Here is a 15,487-nt window from a genome sequence, read left to right as displayed (position 1 = left end):
GGATATTCGCCGACGCATATTGTCTATCAAGCACCCTCAGCCGTCGAGGTTGGCAACGGCGCGGTTATGGTCGCTCGCAGTCCTCCGGCGCTCGATCGCGCAAAAGACAGATCGCCTTGAAAGCGGGTCATCAGCCGGTGCGCCGTCGGGATGCCCAGGCCGAAACCCTTGGTGTTCCGAGCGCGCGCCTGATCCAACCTGAAGAACGGATCAAGCACCGCCTGAAAATGGTCTTCAGACAGCCCAGGCCCGTCGTCTTCCACCGAAATCGTGGCGCGACCGTCCTGCGTCCGTGCGAAACGGATGTCCGCGCGGTGCCCGTATTGCAGGGCATTTTCGATCAGCACCGCGAGGCTGATGGCGACCGGCTCGACGAACGTCGTCGTCGTAAATCCGGGTTGGCGGTGAACGGTGACGGCGCTCCCGAACGGCCCGGCTATCGCTTCAGCCAGTTCCGTCAGGTCGACCGTTTCCGGTTGCGCTGCCAGGTGTTGGGCGCGCAAGAACTGCTGGAGCGAGGCCAGCAGCGCTTCCATCTCATCGACGTTGGCTGCCAGCATCGACGCCAGTTCCTGATCGTCCAGCAGATCGGCGAGCACCTTTTGCCGGGCCAGCGGAGTGCGAAGGTCGTGACTGATTGCCTCGAATGACTGGGCCTGCTCTTGCAACAGTGCGGCGATGCGGCCTTGCATCATGTTCATCGCCTTGGCGAGGCCGCGCAAGTCCTTCGGGCCATGCTCGGCAATGTCGATCCGCTGGCCCTGGCCGATCGCGTTCGCCGCATTGGCAAGGTTGCGCAGCGGCAGCGCAAGCCGATGAAGCAGCAACAGACCCAAAAGCATCAGCCCGGTCGTACTGACGATTGTGAGAATGATGGCCCGCCATGCAACCGGCCACATCGAACTGATGTCCGACGAGCGAAAATTCAGCCAGCGGCCGTCTGAAAGGCGGATCGACCCTACAAGGTCGTCCTCGCCCGTTCCGCCCCGCACCCGGTCAAGCCGAAGTGCCTTGCCGGCCAGTGCCGGTTCCCATCGCTCTATCTCCCGCGTGATCGCAGGCAGATCGGCATCGTGGCCGGCGTGGGGCGCCCTTGGTTCCTTTGCGACTGAAGCGGCAAGGAATCTGGTGCTCATCACCGGTGAAACCCGGCTTGGCGCAAGCAGGTCAACGCGCTCGCCGACAACGAGAAGCTCGGCAATGCGCCGTGCGTGATCGTCCCGCAGGGTTTGCCGATCGATGTATTGGTAGAACAGGAGGCTGGCGGTGAGCTGCACCACACCGAGCCCCACGACCAGAGCGGCGATGCAGGCAGCGAATTTCGAGTGGCTCAGCGAAGGCAAGCGGCACATCCCTAAAAGCATGGCGAGAGCTCCCCGCTGCTTCGTCATCGATCCGGTTGCCCACCGCCGGGGTCAAACCTTTTCGGATGCCGGAAATATTTTGAAACGGATGCCGAGGGTTACCTTTGGTGCGGTGGCGGCGGCCGCCCCCGAATGACGGGTATCCGTCGGTAGGCGCGCAATTCCTTCCTGGACGAAAGGACGGTACGATCGGTGCGAGTCCCGCATCGGGTCCAACGGGAGAATGTGATGCTGATCAAGTTCGACGACTATCCGGTCCATCAGACGGCAGAGCCGTTGAGCTACATGGCATCGAGCGAGCGCAACATGTATGCCCGCTACTGGTACAACGGCTATGACTTCGATGGCGATTTCTACATCGGCGTCGCCTTTGCCGCCTATCCCAACCGCGAGGTGATGGACGGGGCGGTCTCGCTGGTGCGCAAGGACGGCTCGCAGCACAGCTTTCGCGCCTCGCGCCATCTGACCGGCGATCGCACGCAGTTGTTCGCCGGGCCGATGCGGCACGATATCGTCGAGCCGATGAAGACCATGCGCATCGTGGTGGAGCCGAATGACACCGGCTTTGCCTGCGACCTGTGGTTCCACGCAACGACCGTGGCGCACGAGGAGCCGGCCGACCATATGAAACAGGGCGTGCGCACCGTCGCGCAGATGAAGCGGTTCAGCCAGTTCGGCCGCTGGGAAGGCTGGATCGAGGTGAACGGCGAGCGCACCGAGATCAGGCCGGCAACGACGTATGGCACCAAGGACCGCTCGTGGGGCTGGCGCTGGACCGGCGAGACGGAAAAGGGTGTTTCGCGCGATATTCCCAGCCAGTTCTTCTGGCTCTGGGCCCCGATCCACTGGGACAACCGCTGCACCCATTGGGGCCAGCACGAATACGAGGACAGCAAGCGCTGGAAACAGTTCGCGCAGGTTTTCCAGACTTTCGACAAGGACCGCGATTTCGATACGCTGGACGAAGCCCAGGTATCGGAAGCGATCTGCGGCGATCACCGGTTGCAGTTCGCCAAGGGCAGCCGCCTGATAAGCCGCGCCGAAATCGACACGACTTATTCCGATGGGCGCACCGAGACGTTCGTGCTCGAACCGTTGCTGCGTTACCACATGTACGGCACCGGCTATAACCACCCGGAATGGGGCCATGGCTTCTACAAGGGCAAGGAAGCCTGGACGCTGGAAAGCTGGAACATCAACGAAATCGACGTCAACGCGCCCCAGTTCATGCATGTGCAGCAGGTGGTGCGCGCCACTTGCGAGGACGCGGTCGGCGTCGGCGTCCTGGAACAGTACATCGTCGGGCCGCACACGCGCTATGGCATGAAGGGTTTCCTCGATCCGCTGTGACCACGGAGCAAGGGCGAGGGCGGGCCGGTCAGGGTATGGCCGGCCGTTCGCCTACATGTTCTGAAGCGTGTTCAGTTGCGCGCGGAACACCGTGCGGGCGGGCCCGCTGTCAGCCCGCACTCCGCCGCGCCGGGCGATCTCGGCGAGGATGGCATCGTCCTGCGCGAAGTCATACTCATAGCGGTCGCGTCCGCCGGCGCTGAACCACCGCCAGGAATCCGCCAGCCCTTCCGCCAGCGAGAACGACGGCTCCCAGCCCAGCTCGCGGCGGGCCTTGTCGATCGAAAACACCATGCTGCCCCGGCTCGCCTCCAGCCAGTGGACGATGGGCGAGCGCATCTCTGCCGGCAGGTCATCGGGCATGGCAATGATCTCTGCCGCCACCCCGACGGCATCCGCCATGAGGCGCATGTAGTTCTCGATGCTGCAGAACTGCTTGCCGGCCACATTGTAGATCTGCCCCGCCGCCTGCGGCTTGCCGAGCACGGCTACCAGCGCCCGAGCCACATCGCGGGTGTGGACGAAGTGGACCATCGCCTCGACCTTGCCCGCCACCAGCAGCGGCCGGCCCAGTTCTAGCCGCCGGAACGTCCCGGGCTCACGGGTAACCGCCGGGCTCATCGGCCCGCACGAATGGGCGACGCGCATCACGGTATAGGGCAGGCCGTTGTCCTGCCGCTCACGCGCCAGCCGTTCCTCGCAGCGTACCTTGCCGGCGGCATAGGCGCCATACAGCGCGGTTGCGGCGTCGCGGCCGACCTCGCCGCTTTCGTCGATCGGCTGGGCGGCCGCCATCTCGTAAACGGCGATGGAACTGGTGAACACGAAATGCTGCACCCGCCCGCGAAACAGGTCGAGCATGGGATCGAGGTGCTCGGGCACATAGGCGGTATTGTCGAACACCGCGTCGAAATCGTCGCGCAGCGGCGTCAGCAGCCGTTCGAGGGTGCCGGGTTCATGCCGCTGCCCGTGCAGGCGGCGGACCCCGGACGGTAGCGGCGCTTCGTGGCTGTTGAGCACGGTCACATCGTGCCCCTGCTCCACCAGTTCGTTCACGAGCTGCAGACCGATGTACCGGTTTCCGCCCATCACGAGCACTTTCATAGCCCGGCTCTCCCTATCTTGTCGGCCACAGTCTGAACCATGCGCTCACCTTGGCCAAGGGACGGAATCCCGTTGCGGCCAGTTTGTCATTGACGGGTCGCGCCGCCTGGCCTGAACTGCGCGCAAGCCTTTGCCCGAGCGGACGGAAACCCGTCCATGACCGCAACGATCGCTAAAGATAGCTTGGGCTTGCCAAATTGGGCACGGAAGGGTGAGGCATGAAGGCAGCAGTTCTCAGCGCGGGGCGCGTCACGGTGCAAGACGTGGCCGAGCCGAGCCCGCGCCCCGGCGAAGTGGTGGTCAAACCGCTCGCTTGCGGGATTTGCGGCAGCGACCTGCACGCCAAGGACCATGCCCCGCACTTGTGCGACCTGCTGGACCGCGCCGGGTTTCGCGGGTTCATGAACCCGGACCGGCCGGTAATCATGGGACACGAATTCTGTGCTGAAGTGCTGGAGACCGGGCAGGGGCTGCGGGCCGGCGCGCGGGTGGTCAGCCCGCCGTTTCTCTATGGCCCGGACGGGATCGTGCTGCTGGGCTATTCCAATTCCTATCCCGGCGCATTCGCCGAACGCATGCTGCTGTCCGCCGCCGCCTGCATGACCGTGCCGGACGAGGTTTCCACCGACATGGCCGCGCTGACCGAACCGCTGGCCGTGGCTGTCCATGCCGTGGCCGAGGCGGGGGCCGATGCCGACAGTGCGTTCTGCGTGTTCGGTTGCGGGCCGGTGGGGCTGTTCGTGATCGCGCGGCTGAAAGCGCTGGGCCTGGGCCCGGTGGTGGCGATCGAACCCGATGCGGCGCGGGCGGCGATGGCCGAACGTATGGGTGCCGATGCGGTGATGGTGCCGGGCGATCCTTCGCTGCCGGAATGGTGGCTGGATCAGGGGCTGCCGCAAGGGCTGTCCGATGCCATGGCGATCGATCCCGCCACCCGCAAACGGTCGCGAGCTGTGCTGTTCGATTGCGTCGGCAAGCCGGGGATGCTGATGGCGCTGGCGCAGGCGGCTCCGGTCGGCGCGACCATCGTCGTGGTCGGCAACTGCATGGAGACGGACGGGATCGAACCGGCGTTCCTGCTGCAGAAGAGCCTGACCCTTCGGTTCGTCTTCGCTTATGCCGACGCGGAATTTCGCGAGGCGTTCCGGATGATCTGCGCCGATCCCGGCCGGCTTGCGCCGATGATTACCACCCGGGTGAGCCTTGCCGGCATCAATGACGCTTTTTCCGCGCTCACCGGCGGCGGCGGGGCGGTGAAAGCGCTGGTCTATCCAACATGACAATACAGGGAGAACAGGCTTCATGAAGGAGCTCATCAGTGAGGATGTCGTCGCGTGGCTGACCGCGCGCAAGCCGCAGTGGACGGAGATCGCGGTGGACAACCTCCACCGCCTGCCGATGGGCGCATCGCGCGAAACCTTCCGCTTCGACTTGTCCTATGCCGACGCCCAGCAAGGCGCGCAGGCGATGAAGGTGATCCTGCGCCGCGATCCGCCGGCGTCCAACGTCGATAGCGACCGGGCGCATGAATTTGCCGCCTATCAGGCCATTTACGGCCACGGCGTGCCCGTGCCGAAGATGATCCTGCTGGAAGAGGATGCCGGCTGGTTTGACGGCGCGGTATCGCTGGCAGAAGACCTGCGCGGGTTCCACAACAGCGAATACCAGTTTCAGGACCCGGCCTGGGCGGACAAGCTGCCGCACGTCGCGCGCGAAATGTGGACCGCGATGGGCAAGCTGGCAGCGGTGCCGGTTGAGGATCTCGACCTGTCGTTCACCCGTCCGGCCACGCGCGAAAACACCGCGCTGCAGGAGCTGGACTACTGGGTCGCATCGCTTGACAAGCATGACGTCGGGCCGGAGCCGATTACCCGCGCGGCGATCCGTCAACTGCGGCGGTGGCAGCCGGTGGCGCAGAAGCTGGCGCTGGTCCACGGCGATTTCCGGGCCGGGAATTTCCTTTACGACGATGACGGCAATCTGATCGCCGTGCTCGACTGGGAAATGGCGCATTGCGGCGATCCGCTCGAAGATCTCGCCTGGTCGATGACCCGGACGTTCTGCTTCGGCAAGAATGACCTGCGCTCGGGCCTGGCGCTGCGCGAGGATGCCATCCGCATCTGGGAGGAGGCGAGCGGCCTTACCGCCGATCCGGCCGCGCTGGCGTGGTGGGAACTGTTCATCTGCGTGAAGGCGCAGGCAATCTGGAATGCTGCCGCTCATGTCTGGGCCAGCGGGCAGGGGCGTGAGGTGATCCACGCCTATGCCGCCTGGTGGCTGCGCAACGCGCAGGACAAGGCGATGCTCGAACTGATGGGGAAACTATGAAACCGGACGTCTCGATCGCGGTGGCCGAACTGGCCAACCGCCTGCGTACCGACCTGCTCGCCGAACTGACCGGCTTTCGTGCCAGCGTGGCGGCGATGGGTGCGGCCATGCTCGACATGGTGGCCGACGAATGGGACGGCGCAGCCGCGCGACTGGTGCGCGAAAACCGCGCCTTCCGTGCGCTGCTGGATCGTGGCGGCGCACTGTACGGCAGCGCTCCGGCCGGTGGCAGCGACGAGGACCTGCGCATATCGGCGCTGACCGCCGAGAATGATCGGCTGCGCGGCCTCATTACTACGCTGATGGAGCGCCTGGAAGATGATGTGTCCGCCCCGGCGGTGGAACTGCTCGATGCGATCTGGCAGGAACTGGCGCGGACGGTGAAGGAGCGCCAGATCAGGTCGGCCAACTTCTGATCCTGGATTGATACAGAGTCTCGATAACTTTGAATCGTGTCGCTCTCTCCCCTTCAGGGGAGAGATACGCAGGCTTGGCGGCTCGTCCGCCTAGCCGGAGTAGAGAGGGGGCGAAGCGGCACCATCCCCCTCTCCCAACCCTCTCCCCTGAAGGGGAGAGGGCTATGAGTTCGGCTCAACGAGCCTCGGTATGAGAGGCAAGGACCGGCTCTGCTTCCGCAGGGCCGGTCTTTTTGCGTGCCCAGGGCGCATGGGCAAATTCAAACGACGCCTTCCGCCCCCTTGCGGACATTTAACGAAAATGCCTGAAGGCCTTTCGAATCCATCGGAGCAAGACTGTGCTGATCGGAAGAGCAAGGAGAAGGGTATCATACCCGAGGCGTGAAGCATCGGCTCCAGTTTCCTCGCACATGATGTTGGCGAATGTTGGCCAGAGGTCGTCGCGCTCTCTCTGCTTTTCTGGGAGAGCTTGCAAAAAGGCAGTGAATACGTCGCCGGCCGTGCGCCACTGACCGCACTCGGTATCGTCTATCGACACATCAAAATGACGTTCTAACGCTAAGAAAGCATCGACTTGGTCGCCATCTCCGCCGAAACCGATGCTTTCCAGTGGCGTGATGGTGTGGACGGACATGCAAGAAGATTAGCAGTGATAAAGGGCAAGGTGCAACGTCGACTTCCCACCTCAACTAGGTCGCTCCGCTCGCCGCCGAACTGTCCACGCGGCCCAGTCGGCGTGTGCGCTACGCGCCCCGCAGATGGATCGGCCAAGAAAGCAAAAAGGTGCTGACGGGAGAGGGCGTCAGCACCTTTTCGAAGATGGTCACCAGGGCAATCATGCCCCGGCAACCCGGGAGTCAGAAGTTGACCTTGAACGATACACCGTACTGACGCGGTGGTGCGGCGACCAGGTAATCGTAGCCGAACGACGCCCGCAGATCGAGACCATCGGCAAAGGTCTTCTTGTTGAACAGGTTGTTGACCCAGAAGCGCAGCGAATAAGCGTCGGTGTCGTAGCTCAACTGGGCATTGACCTTGGTATAGGCGTCCTGCCGCAGATTGCCGTTGCCGTTGTCGGTATTGTAGGGCGTGAAATAGGCTTTGCCCGAATGGACGAACGAGGGCGTGAAGTTGATCGCGCCGTTCGCCAGCTTGACCACTTCCCAATCGATCCGGCCTGATGCCTGGAACTTGGGCGCATAAGGAACCACGTTGCCGGCAACGCTGCCGAACAGCAGGTTCGCCTTCTGGTAGGTCGCGTCGATGATCGAACCGTTCAGCGTGATCCGCACCGTGCTGATCGGCGTCAGCGTGGTTTCCAGTTCGACCCCCTTGACCTTGGACTTGTCGACGTTGACGAGCAGCGTCTGCGGGCCGTTGGTCTCGTTGATCTGGCTGTTGCGGTACTTCATCAGGAACGCCGACAGCGACAGGGTCAGCGCATTGTCGAGGAAGCGGCCCTTGGCACCCAGTTCGAACGCATCGACCTTTTCGGGCTTGGTCGTGTCGATCGGGGCGAAGAAGCACTGCCCGCAATAGGCCGCGCTGCGATAACCCCGGCTGTAGCTGGCGTAGAGCAGTTGCCCGTCATCGAAGGTGTAGTTCACCGCCGCCCGCCCGGTCAGCGCGCTGGACCGCAGCGGGATCGTCGGCCCCGACGTGAACCCGCCGGTCGCGGGGTCATAGCTGCCATGGATGTAGCTGCCGGTATCATAGGGGAAACTGTTCGTGTCCCGGTCGCCGGTGTAGTTGCTGGCCGGCGTGACATAGCTGGCGTAATTCTTGTACGACGAACGGTCCCAGGTGTAGCGCAAGCCGACGGTCATGCCGAGGTGATCGCCGAACTTCTGATCCGCCTGGGCGAAGATCGCGCTTGACTTGCGGATCTGGTCGTAGAGCTGGTGGATCATGGCCGCGCCGTCGAGCAGCCAGTAGTACGAATTGGACGAGTCCTTGTCGTAACCGTAGTAGGCACCGACCTGAAGATTGGTCGAGTCCCCGGTATACGTCAGCCGCAGTTCCTGATTGAACATCTTGAAGCGGTTGCCATACAGCGTGTCGAGTGGCTGCTCGAACACCGGCGAAGTCAGCCCGGTGCCTTCCTGCGTGAATTTCTGCCGGGCATGATCGTAAGACGTCAGCGACGTGAACGCGAGGCTGTCGGACAGTTCGTATCGCACCGTCAGTTCGCTGCCCATGGTGCGGACGTAGCTGTGGCCAAGGCGTTCGCTATCGACCTCGAAGAAGCCCAGACCCTTTTCCTTGCGACCGGTGCCGAGGACGGGATTGAACCCGTCGACGCCGGTACCCAGGTTGTACACCGCCGCCTGCGTCGGGTTCGAACGGCCATAGGTGCCCTTCAGCGTGATCGTCAGCCGATCGCTCGGCTTCACCAGCAGGATGGCGCGGCCGGCGATCGAATCGGTCGAGTTCGCGTCAGGCTGATTCGGCGCGATATTGTGGATGTAACCGTCGCCATTGGCATAATTGAAGGCAACGCGCAGACCCACCTTGTCCTCGACCAGCGTGGTGTCTAGGGCACCCGAAGCGGTCGCGGTGTTGTAGTTGCCGTAGCCGACCTGCAGGTTGCCGCTCATTCCCGACAGCAAAGGCTTCTTGGAGATGAAATTGATCGCGCCGCCGGTGGTGTTGCGGCCGTACAGCGTCCCTTGCGGCCCGCGCAGCACTTCCACGCGCTCCAGATCGAACAACTGCAACCGTGCACGGCGCGGGCGGCGATGTAGGCATCGTCGAAATACACGCCGACCGGCGAGGCCTGGTTGGGGTTGTGCTCGTTGGCCACGCCCACGCCGCGGATCGTGAAGTTGGGCTGGCTGTCGCCATAGGGGCTGTTGACCTGCAGCGAAGGGACCATGCCGGTCATCTGCGCGGTATTGGTTACGCCCTGCTTGAGCAGATCGTCCTGCGACATCGCGGTGACGGCAACCGGAACCTTGAGGATCGATTCCGCGCGGCGCTGTGCCGTCACGACAATCTCGCCGTTCCCGCTCGCGCCGGCGTCCGCCGCCGTGCGCTCCTGCGCGCATACCGCAGCGGGTGCCGCCAGGCACGTCGTCGCCACCAGCAGCGCCACCATGCGCCTGCCGCTATCTCTCTTCTGCATCCTATCCCTCCTCATGTTATGTGTGATTATGGCCGGAGGGTACGGGAGTGGGGGCGACGGCAGGAGTGACGCTTATCCGTCATCAGGGAGCGTCAGGGAGTACGGTCAGTGAACGCGCCGCGAGAAGTGGGCGACGAGCGCGGCGCGGCTGTGAATGCCCAGCTTGCGATAAATTCGCCGCAGGTGATTTTCCACGGTGAACTCGGAAATGCCCAGCGTCCACGCGACCTGCTTGTTTTGCTTGCCTTCGCAGATAAGCGCCGCGATCTCGCATTCGCGGTCGGACATGCGCACGCTCTCCGAAGTCGTCGCGGTGGCACCCGGCAGGGCGAAGCGCAGCGCGATCTGCCCGGCGGAATTATCCAGAACTTCCGCGAACAGATGCTCGACCACCATGTTGGAAAGACTGTTCAGCCGGTCCTGCAGCAGGCCGATGGGCACATCGTCCGCCCGTCCGCTCCGGTTGGCGCGGTGCGTGCCGATGATCAGCGACAGGTCATCGGTCAGGCCCCGGCACCATGCACCCACCACGTTGATGTTGTGATGGGTGAGGAACCCCCGATAGTCGGCAGCTTCCTGCATCATCGGCCCGAGGTGCGGGGCTTCCCAGCGGATGAACTCGTTCGTCGCCTTGCCGCACTTGGCGAAAGGATCGGACAGGTAAACCATGCGCGAGGAGTAGATATGCTTCGCCTCGTCGCTCACCCCGGTGTGATAGAGATAGGAGACGCGCCGGTGCTCAACGGTCTGATCGACGAAAAAGATCGACGTTGAGGTCAACCGGCAATCGCTGACCACCTGTTCCGTATACGTCGCGATGTCACTGGCTGAAGGCATGAGTTTTGTCCGCTCCCTGGGATCGCCTGGCCTGTGATGCCATTTTCCGCTAAATGTAGGATCATCCGGACATTTCGTCAAACGATATCGTGTTAAGTGAGCGGTTCATGAAAGGGCAGCTCCAGGCTTGGGCCGGGCGCGCAAGCGCTGCACATTGACGGGAAGCCCATTGTTACCGGCCCGCCCGTCCGGACGCTCTGCAAACCATTTCAGAATTTTTCCCGCCCCCACTGAGGACGCGCCTCGCTCCCGGCGTCTTGTCTCCAAATGGCGAGGAATTGCGGATGATGGAGTCACCTTCCAGCGTATTGGTGCGCAGCAGGTTTCTGCAGGTGCATGGCGCGCCGGTGCGGCCGGGGTTTGCCAACCTGCTGGATGTTCAACGTGCCGGAGCACCGCGCGCGGTGCTGGGGTATCAGCGGGCCGGCAATGCGCCGCTGTTTCTGGAAAGCTATCTCGACAGCCCGGTCGAGGACTGTCTGGCGGCTGTGCTGGGCCGTCCGGTAGCGCGCGGCAGTGTCATCGAGATCGGCAGCCTGGCGGCGGACGATGCTTTCGCCATGGTGTCGCTGTGGGCGACGGCGGCGAATGATCTGGGGGCGCAGTGCGAGATTGCCGTGGCCACGCTGACGGCCCCGCTGCGGCGGATGTTCACGCGGATGGGGGTGCCGCTGCATGTGCTGGCACCGGCGACTGCTGCGCGGGTCAGCGATCCGGCGGCGTGGGGGCGGTATTACGATGCCGATCCGATGGTCTGCGCCGGGCTCATCGCCGAAGGGCAGCGAGCCATCGCGGGGCACCTCGCCGCCCGCCGCAGGGCCGCAGCATGACCGGGCTGCTCACCCAAATTCGCCGCCACGCGGCCGCCAAGCCCGAGGGCATCGCACTCGATCCGGTGATTGCCGCACCCGTGACCTGGGCCGACCTTGCAGAGCGCGTCGCCGCCGAGGTTTCTGCGATCCGGGCGGGGCAGGGTGCAGACCTCGCCGTGCTGTGCCAGGATCATGGGGTGGAGGCTGCCGTTCGCGAACTGGCCTGTCTGGAAGCCGGCGTACCGGTGCTGTCGCTGCCCCGGTTCTTTACGGCGGAACAGGCAGAGCATGCCCGCCGCGCTTGCGGTGCATCAGGCGCTGGCGCCGACGCATCGCGGCCCGCGTCGTCTCGTTTGCCCCATGAGACGGCGCGGGTCACTTTCACCTCCGGCTCCACCGGTACGCCGCAGGGCGTGTGCCTGTCGGCGGCGCACTTGCTGGAAGTGGCCGGGGCCGTCGTCGAGACGGTGGGGGCCGATCAGGCCGGCCGCCATTGTGCGGTATTGCCGCCGGGCATTCTGCTGGAGACGGTCGCCGGTTTCTTCGCCACCATGCTGGCCGGGGGAACATATGTCTGCCCGCCGCAGGAGAGGCTGGGGCTGGCGAACCCGTTCCGGCCGGACTTTGCCCGCCTGGTGGAGGTGATCGGAGAAGCCCGGATTACCTCGCTGATCGTGGTGCCGGAGTATCTCGCCGGCATCGTCGGGGTGCTGGAGCAGGGCGGGCTGTCCCTGCCCGATCTGACGCTGGTGGCGGTGGGCGGGGCGCGGGTCGCGCCCGAGCTGCTGGCGCGCGCACGGCGGTGCGGACTGCCGGTACGCCAAGGCTACGGGCTGACCGAGTGCGGGTCGGTGGTCGCGCTGGAGGCTGCCGACGAGGCGGTCAGCGGATCGGTCGGACGGCCAATGCCCGGTGTCCGCGTTTCGATCGCGCCGGATGGCGAGATCATGCTGGAAGGGCGGATGTTCCTTGGCACGATCGGCCGCCCGCGCGAGCCCGGAGTGCTGGCGACCGGCGATATCGGCCGGATCGACGATGCGGGGCGGCTATGGATAGAGGGGCGCAAGTCGGCGTTGATCGTCACCAGTTTCGGCCGCAACATATCGCCCGAATGGATCGAAACCCTGCTCACCGCGCAACCGGCGGTGCTTCAGGCGATGGTCCATGGCGACGGACTGCCTGCGCCCGAAGCGCTGCTGGTGCCGGCATCGCCCGATGCGGATTTGGCGGCGGCGGTCGCGGCGGTGAACGCAGCGCTGCCCGATTATGCGCGGATCGCGCGGTGGAAGGAGGTATCGCCCTTTACCGCCGATAACGCGATGCTGACCGGCAACGGCCGCTTGCGCCGCAACGCCATCGCCGCCACCTGGCTTGACGGGACTCCGCCGTTCTTCGAGGAGCTGGAAGCGGCCACCTGGCGTGAGCGCTTGCGGTTCCTCACCATCCCGCAAGTGCGCGCCGGGCTGGCGGGCACGATCTCGCGCCGGGCCTATGTCGATTATCTGGGCGAGGCCTATCACCATGTAAAGCACACCGTGCCGCTGATGCAGGCCGCGCGCGCGCGATTGCTGCACCGGCCCGAACTGGTCGCCGCGCTCGACGAATATATCGAGGAGGAGACCGGCCACGAGGAGTGGATTCTGTCCGATATCGCGGCGGCCGGCGGCGATGCCGACGCCGTGCGCGGCGGTGACCCGCACCCGGCCACGCGAGCCATGGTCGATCACGCTTATGCCCGGACCGCCACCGGCAATGCGGCGGCGTTCTTCGGCATGGTCTATGTGCTGGAAAGCGTGAGCGTGGCGCTGGCGCAGCGCGGGGCGAGCGCGGTGGCCGACCGTTTGGGCCTGCCGCCCGAGGCGTTCACCTATCTGACATCGCACGGTGCGCTCGACCAGCATCACATGGCGTTCTTCGCCGATCTGGTGAACGGCTTCGCGTCTGACGACGACCGGCAGGCCGTGCTGGACATGGCCCGCGAAATGTTCGGGCTGTTCGGCGGCGTCTTCGGCAGCATCGAACTGGAGGATACCGCCCATGCCGCAGCGTAACCCGGCGCGTATGAACGGCCTGCGGGTGATGATAACCGGGGCGGGCGGCGGCATCGGCACCCCGCTGGCGCGGATGCTGGCGCAAGCCGGCGCGCACGTTACCGGTATCGACCGCAGCGACTGCCCGGCCTGCCATGCCAGCATCGTGACGGACCTGTCCGATGATGCGGCACTGGCCAAACTGGCGCAGCGGCTGCAAGACGATTGCCCCGACATTCTCGTCAACGTCGCCGGGGTCATGCGCTTCGGGCTGCACGAAAGCCAGCCGATCGACGCCTTGGCGCTGTGCTATCGCGTCAACCTGCTGGTCCCGGCCGTGCTGGCCCGGTCGGTGGCCGCACCAATGCGCCAGCGGGGTTCCGGGCAGATCGTCAACGTCGGGTCGGTGCTGGGCTCCATCCCGTACCCGTGGTTCGCCGCCTATTCCAGCAGCAAGGCGGGACTTGCCGCGCTCAGCCAGGGGCTGCGCCGCGAACTGCAGGGCAGCGGCGTGACGGTAACGCACATCAATCCCCGGGCGGCGCGCACCCCGTTCAACAACGGCGAGGTGAACCGCTTTCTTGCGCTGACGGGGATGAAGGCGGACGAGCCGGAATGGGTGGCGCGGCGCATCGCCATCGCCATCATCGAGCGTCGCGAAACCGTCAACATCGGCGCGATGGAGCAGGTCTTCGCCGCGCTGAACGCCATCGCCCCGCGCCTTGTCGACAATGGCCTTGCCGGCCAGATCCGCAAGGTGCGGGCCGAATTCAACTGAATGGCGCGGGCCCGGGCCCGGCGCGCATCACGGAGAGCATGCATGACACATCACACAAACCTGCGCCGCATCATCCTTGTGGCTGCGGCTCCCTTGCTGGCCGCGCTGCTGCCGACGGCCGCGCTGGCCGACATGGCCGGCGACGTGAAGGCCGTGAACGACGGCTGGGCGCACATCACGTATGAAGTGAAGGGATCGAGCACGCAGACCAAGGCGCTCGACCAACTGGCGAAGCAGGCCAATACGCTGGTGGCGCGCTATCCCGGCAAGGCGGAACCGCTGCTGTGGGCGGGCATCGTCACCAGCGAGCAGGCCAACCGCGCCAATTTCTTTCACAAGCTGGGGCTGGCCACCAAGGCGCGCGACCTGATCGCCAAGGCGTATGCCATAGACCCACGCGCGGCCGATGGCGGGGCTGCGCTCAGCCTTGGCGTGCTCTATTACAAGGTACCCGGCTCGCCGCTCGCCTGGGGGGACGACGAGCGGGCCGTGAAGCTCCTCAAGCAGGCGCTGGCGACCGATCCCAACGGGCTCGATACGAACTATTTCTTCGGCGATTATCTTCTGGCCCAGGGCGACAAGGCCGGTGCGCGCGCCTATCTGCAGAAGGCGCTGCGCGCGCCGCACGATGCCAGCCGCCCGGTGTGGGACGCCGGCCGCCGCCGCGAGGCGCGCGATCTGCTGGGCAAGGCCGGCTGACCGCGCCGGGATGACGCGGATGCGCTTCGCCGGCAGCCTCGCCCGACAACTCTCTCATCCTCGGGGGCAATCCGGTCGCCTGCTCGGCAGCGCCATGGATCTGGTCAACCGGCGGCCGCTGCGGCTCGCCCTTGAACGGCTGGCGATCGAACCGGGAGAGGACGTGCTCGATGCCGGCTGCGGCACCGGCGCGGCGCTCGCGCAAATGCGGCGCAGCAGGCCGGGTTCGCTGACCGGCGTCGATCGGTCCGAAATCATGGTGGCCATGGCCCGGCGCTCGCTCGGTACCGCCGCGACGCTCATTCCGGGCGATCTGGCCGCGCTGCCGTTCGACGATTGCTGTATGGATGCGGCGCTGGCGCTCAACGTCCTCTATTTCGATGACGCCGATCACGGCTTTGTCCGCGAATTGCACCGGGTGCTGCGGCCCGGCGGGCGGATGGTCGCCTATGTCACGCACCGGCAGGCGATGGACGGCTGGGCCTTCGCCCGCGCCGGGCTGCACCGCCTGTATGACGCGCCGGCGTTGCGCGATGCGCTGGTGGCGGGGGGATTTGCCGAAACCGATGTGGAGGTGCATGACGTGGCGGTGACCCGATCGATCCGGGGCCTGTTCGGCCTTGCGAGGCGTGCCGGGTGATCGCT

The 15,487-nt window shown here is 65.1% G+C and carries 14 protein-coding genes and 1 pseudogene; 9 read left to right on the top strand and 6 right to left on the bottom strand.

Features of this window, described 5'->3' with window-relative positions; translation table 11 throughout:
* Positions 1-26 precede the first annotated feature (26 nt).
* Positions 27-1,343 (bottom strand): sensor histidine kinase, encoded by a 1,317-nt coding sequence (locus tag IE122_RS05720; protein ID WP_229813798.1) that lies wholly within the window; start codon positions 1,341-1,343, stop codon positions 27-29.
* Between the two features lie 249 nt (positions 1,344-1,592).
* Here IE122_RS05720 and IE122_RS05715 point away from each other — a divergent pair, with 249 nt between their 5' ends.
* A complete protein-coding gene (locus tag IE122_RS05715) occupies positions 1,593-2,714 on the top strand; it encodes an Rv3169 family protein (RefSeq protein WP_189620126.1) in 1,122 nt (373 codons plus the stop codon).
* 51 nt (positions 2,715-2,765) lie between these two features.
* On the opposite strand, the gene IE122_RS05710 is transcribed toward IE122_RS05715, so the two are convergent.
* Positions 2,766-3,818, bottom strand: a complete 1,053-nt coding sequence (locus IE122_RS05710) for an NAD-dependent epimerase/dehydratase family protein (protein ID WP_189620125.1) — start codon at positions 3,816-3,818, stop codon at positions 2,766-2,768.
* 218 nt (positions 3,819-4,036) lie between these two features.
* Between IE122_RS05710 and IE122_RS05705 the strand changes: the two genes are divergently transcribed.
* Genes IE122_RS05705 through IE122_RS05695 form a run of 3 tightly spaced genes read left to right on the top strand, consistent with a single transcriptional unit; the run spans position 4,037 to position 6,562 of the window.
* Positions 4,037-5,098, top strand: coding sequence for a zinc-binding dehydrogenase (locus IE122_RS05705; RefSeq protein ID WP_189620124.1), 1,062 nt, complete (start codon positions 4,037-4,039; stop codon positions 5,096-5,098).
* A gap of 22 nt (positions 5,099-5,120) precedes the next feature.
* Positions 5,121-6,146 carry a phosphotransferase family protein gene (locus IE122_RS05700; RefSeq protein WP_189620123.1) on the top strand — a complete coding sequence of 342 codons (1,026 nt, stop codon included), beginning with the start codon at positions 5,121-5,123 and terminating at the stop codon, positions 6,144-6,146.
* Positions 6,143-6,562 (top strand): hypothetical protein, encoded by a 420-nt coding sequence (locus IE122_RS05695; RefSeq protein WP_189620122.1) that lies wholly within the window; start codon positions 6,143-6,145, stop codon positions 6,560-6,562. Before IE122_RS05700 ends, IE122_RS05695 begins: the two co-directional genes overlap by 4 nt.
* Positions 6,563-6,854: 292 nt before the next feature.
* On the opposite strand, the gene IE122_RS05690 is transcribed toward IE122_RS05695, so the two are convergent.
* The 4 genes and pseudogenes from IE122_RS05690 to IE122_RS05680 all read right to left on the bottom strand — a co-directional run bounded on the left by IE122_RS05690 (position 6,855) and on the right by IE122_RS05680 (position 10,523).
* On the bottom strand, positions 6,855-7,196 hold the full coding sequence (locus tag IE122_RS05690; RefSeq protein ID WP_189620121.1) for a hypothetical protein: 342 nt from the start codon (positions 7,194-7,196) through the stop codon (positions 6,855-6,857).
* A 223-nt stretch (positions 7,197-7,419) separates the two neighbouring features.
* On the bottom strand, positions 7,420-9,159 hold the full coding sequence (locus IE122_RS05685; RefSeq protein ID WP_373299112.1) for a TonB-dependent receptor: 1,740 nt from the start codon (positions 9,157-9,159) through the stop codon (positions 7,420-7,422).
* Positions 9,160-9,255: 96 nt separating this feature from the next.
* Positions 9,256-9,494, bottom strand: a pseudogene (locus tag IE122_RS18545) (Plug domain-containing protein); the annotation flags it as partial.
* Between the two features lie 297 nt (positions 9,495-9,791).
* On the bottom strand, positions 9,792-10,523 hold the full coding sequence (locus tag IE122_RS05680; protein ID WP_189620119.1) for a helix-turn-helix domain-containing protein: 732 nt from the start codon (positions 10,521-10,523) through the stop codon (positions 9,792-9,794).
* A 284-nt stretch (positions 10,524-10,807) separates the two neighbouring features.
* On the opposite strand from IE122_RS05680, the gene IE122_RS05675 reads away from it, so the two are divergent.
* From IE122_RS05675 to IE122_RS05655, 5 genes are read left to right on the top strand one after another with little or no spacing between them, the layout of a single operon-like run.
* On the top strand, positions 10,808-11,353 hold the full coding sequence (locus IE122_RS05675; RefSeq protein WP_189620118.1) for a thermostable hemolysin: 546 nt from the start codon (positions 10,808-10,810) through the stop codon (positions 11,351-11,353).
* Positions 11,350-13,386 (top strand): AMP-binding protein, encoded by a 2,037-nt coding sequence (locus tag IE122_RS05670; protein ID WP_189620117.1) that lies wholly within the window; start codon positions 11,350-11,352, stop codon positions 13,384-13,386. The genes IE122_RS05675 and IE122_RS05670 overlap by 4 nt, the downstream gene beginning before the upstream one ends.
* Positions 13,373-14,143: an SDR family NAD(P)-dependent oxidoreductase gene (locus IE122_RS05665; RefSeq protein WP_189620116.1), complete on the top strand. Its 771-nt coding sequence runs from the start codon at positions 13,373-13,375 to the stop codon at positions 14,141-14,143. The genes IE122_RS05670 and IE122_RS05665 overlap by 14 nt, the downstream gene beginning before the upstream one ends.
* A gap of 42 nt (positions 14,144-14,185) precedes the next feature.
* A complete protein-coding gene (locus tag IE122_RS05660; RefSeq protein ID WP_229813793.1) occupies positions 14,186-14,842 on the top strand; it encodes a tetratricopeptide repeat protein in 657 nt (218 codons plus the stop codon).
* A gap of 19 nt (positions 14,843-14,861) precedes the next feature.
* Positions 14,862-15,482 (top strand): class I SAM-dependent methyltransferase, encoded by a 621-nt coding sequence (locus IE122_RS05655; protein WP_189620115.1) that lies wholly within the window; start codon positions 14,862-14,864, stop codon positions 15,480-15,482.
* Positions 15,483-15,487: the final 5 nt, after the last annotated feature.

It is taken from the genome of Novosphingobium colocasiae (genome assembly GCF_014652555.1).
GTDB classification, from domain to species: domain Bacteria; phylum Pseudomonadota; class Alphaproteobacteria; order Sphingomonadales; family Sphingomonadaceae; genus Novosphingobium; species Novosphingobium colocasiae.
Note: the sequence above shows the minus strand (reverse complement) of the source record. Positions and strands in the feature narration are given on the sequence as shown.

Coding starts and splice junctions, on each gene's coding strand:
- IE122_RS05715 (WP_189620126.1), top strand. CDS start 1,593: ATGCTGATCAAGTTCGACGACTATCCGGTCCATCAGACGGCAGAGCCG.
- IE122_RS05710 (WP_189620125.1), bottom strand. CDS start 3,818: ATGAAAGTGCTCGTGATGGGCGGAAACCGGTACATCGGTCTGCAGCTC.
- IE122_RS05705 (WP_189620124.1), top strand. CDS start 4,037: ATGAAGGCAGCAGTTCTCAGCGCGGGGCGCGTCACGGTGCAAGACGTG.
- IE122_RS05700 (WP_189620123.1), top strand. CDS start 5,121: ATGAAGGAGCTCATCAGTGAGGATGTCGTCGCGTGGCTGACCGCGCGC.
- IE122_RS05695 (WP_189620122.1), top strand. CDS start 6,143: ATGAAACCGGACGTCTCGATCGCGGTGGCCGAACTGGCCAACCGCCTG.
- IE122_RS05690 (WP_189620121.1), bottom strand. CDS start 7,196: ATGTCCGTCCACACCATCACGCCACTGGAAAGCATCGGTTTCGGCGGA.
- IE122_RS05685 (WP_373299112.1), bottom strand. CDS start 9,159: ATGAGCGGCAACCTGCAGGTCGGCTACGGCAACTACAACACCGCGACC.
- IE122_RS05680 (WP_189620119.1), bottom strand. CDS start 10,523: ATGCCTTCAGCCAGTGACATCGCGACGTATACGGAACAGGTGGTCAGC.
- IE122_RS05675 (WP_189620118.1), top strand. CDS start 10,808: ATGATGGAGTCACCTTCCAGCGTATTGGTGCGCAGCAGGTTTCTGCAG.
- IE122_RS05670 (WP_189620117.1), top strand. CDS start 11,350: ATGACCGGGCTGCTCACCCAAATTCGCCGCCACGCGGCCGCCAAGCCC.
- IE122_RS05665 (WP_189620116.1), top strand. CDS start 13,373: ATGCCGCAGCGTAACCCGGCGCGTATGAACGGCCTGCGGGTGATGATA.
- IE122_RS05660 (WP_229813793.1), top strand. CDS start 14,186: ATGACACATCACACAAACCTGCGCCGCATCATCCTTGTGGCTGCGGCT.
- IE122_RS05655 (WP_189620115.1), top strand. CDS start 14,862: ATGCGCTTCGCCGGCAGCCTCGCCCGACAACTCTCTCATCCTCGGGGG.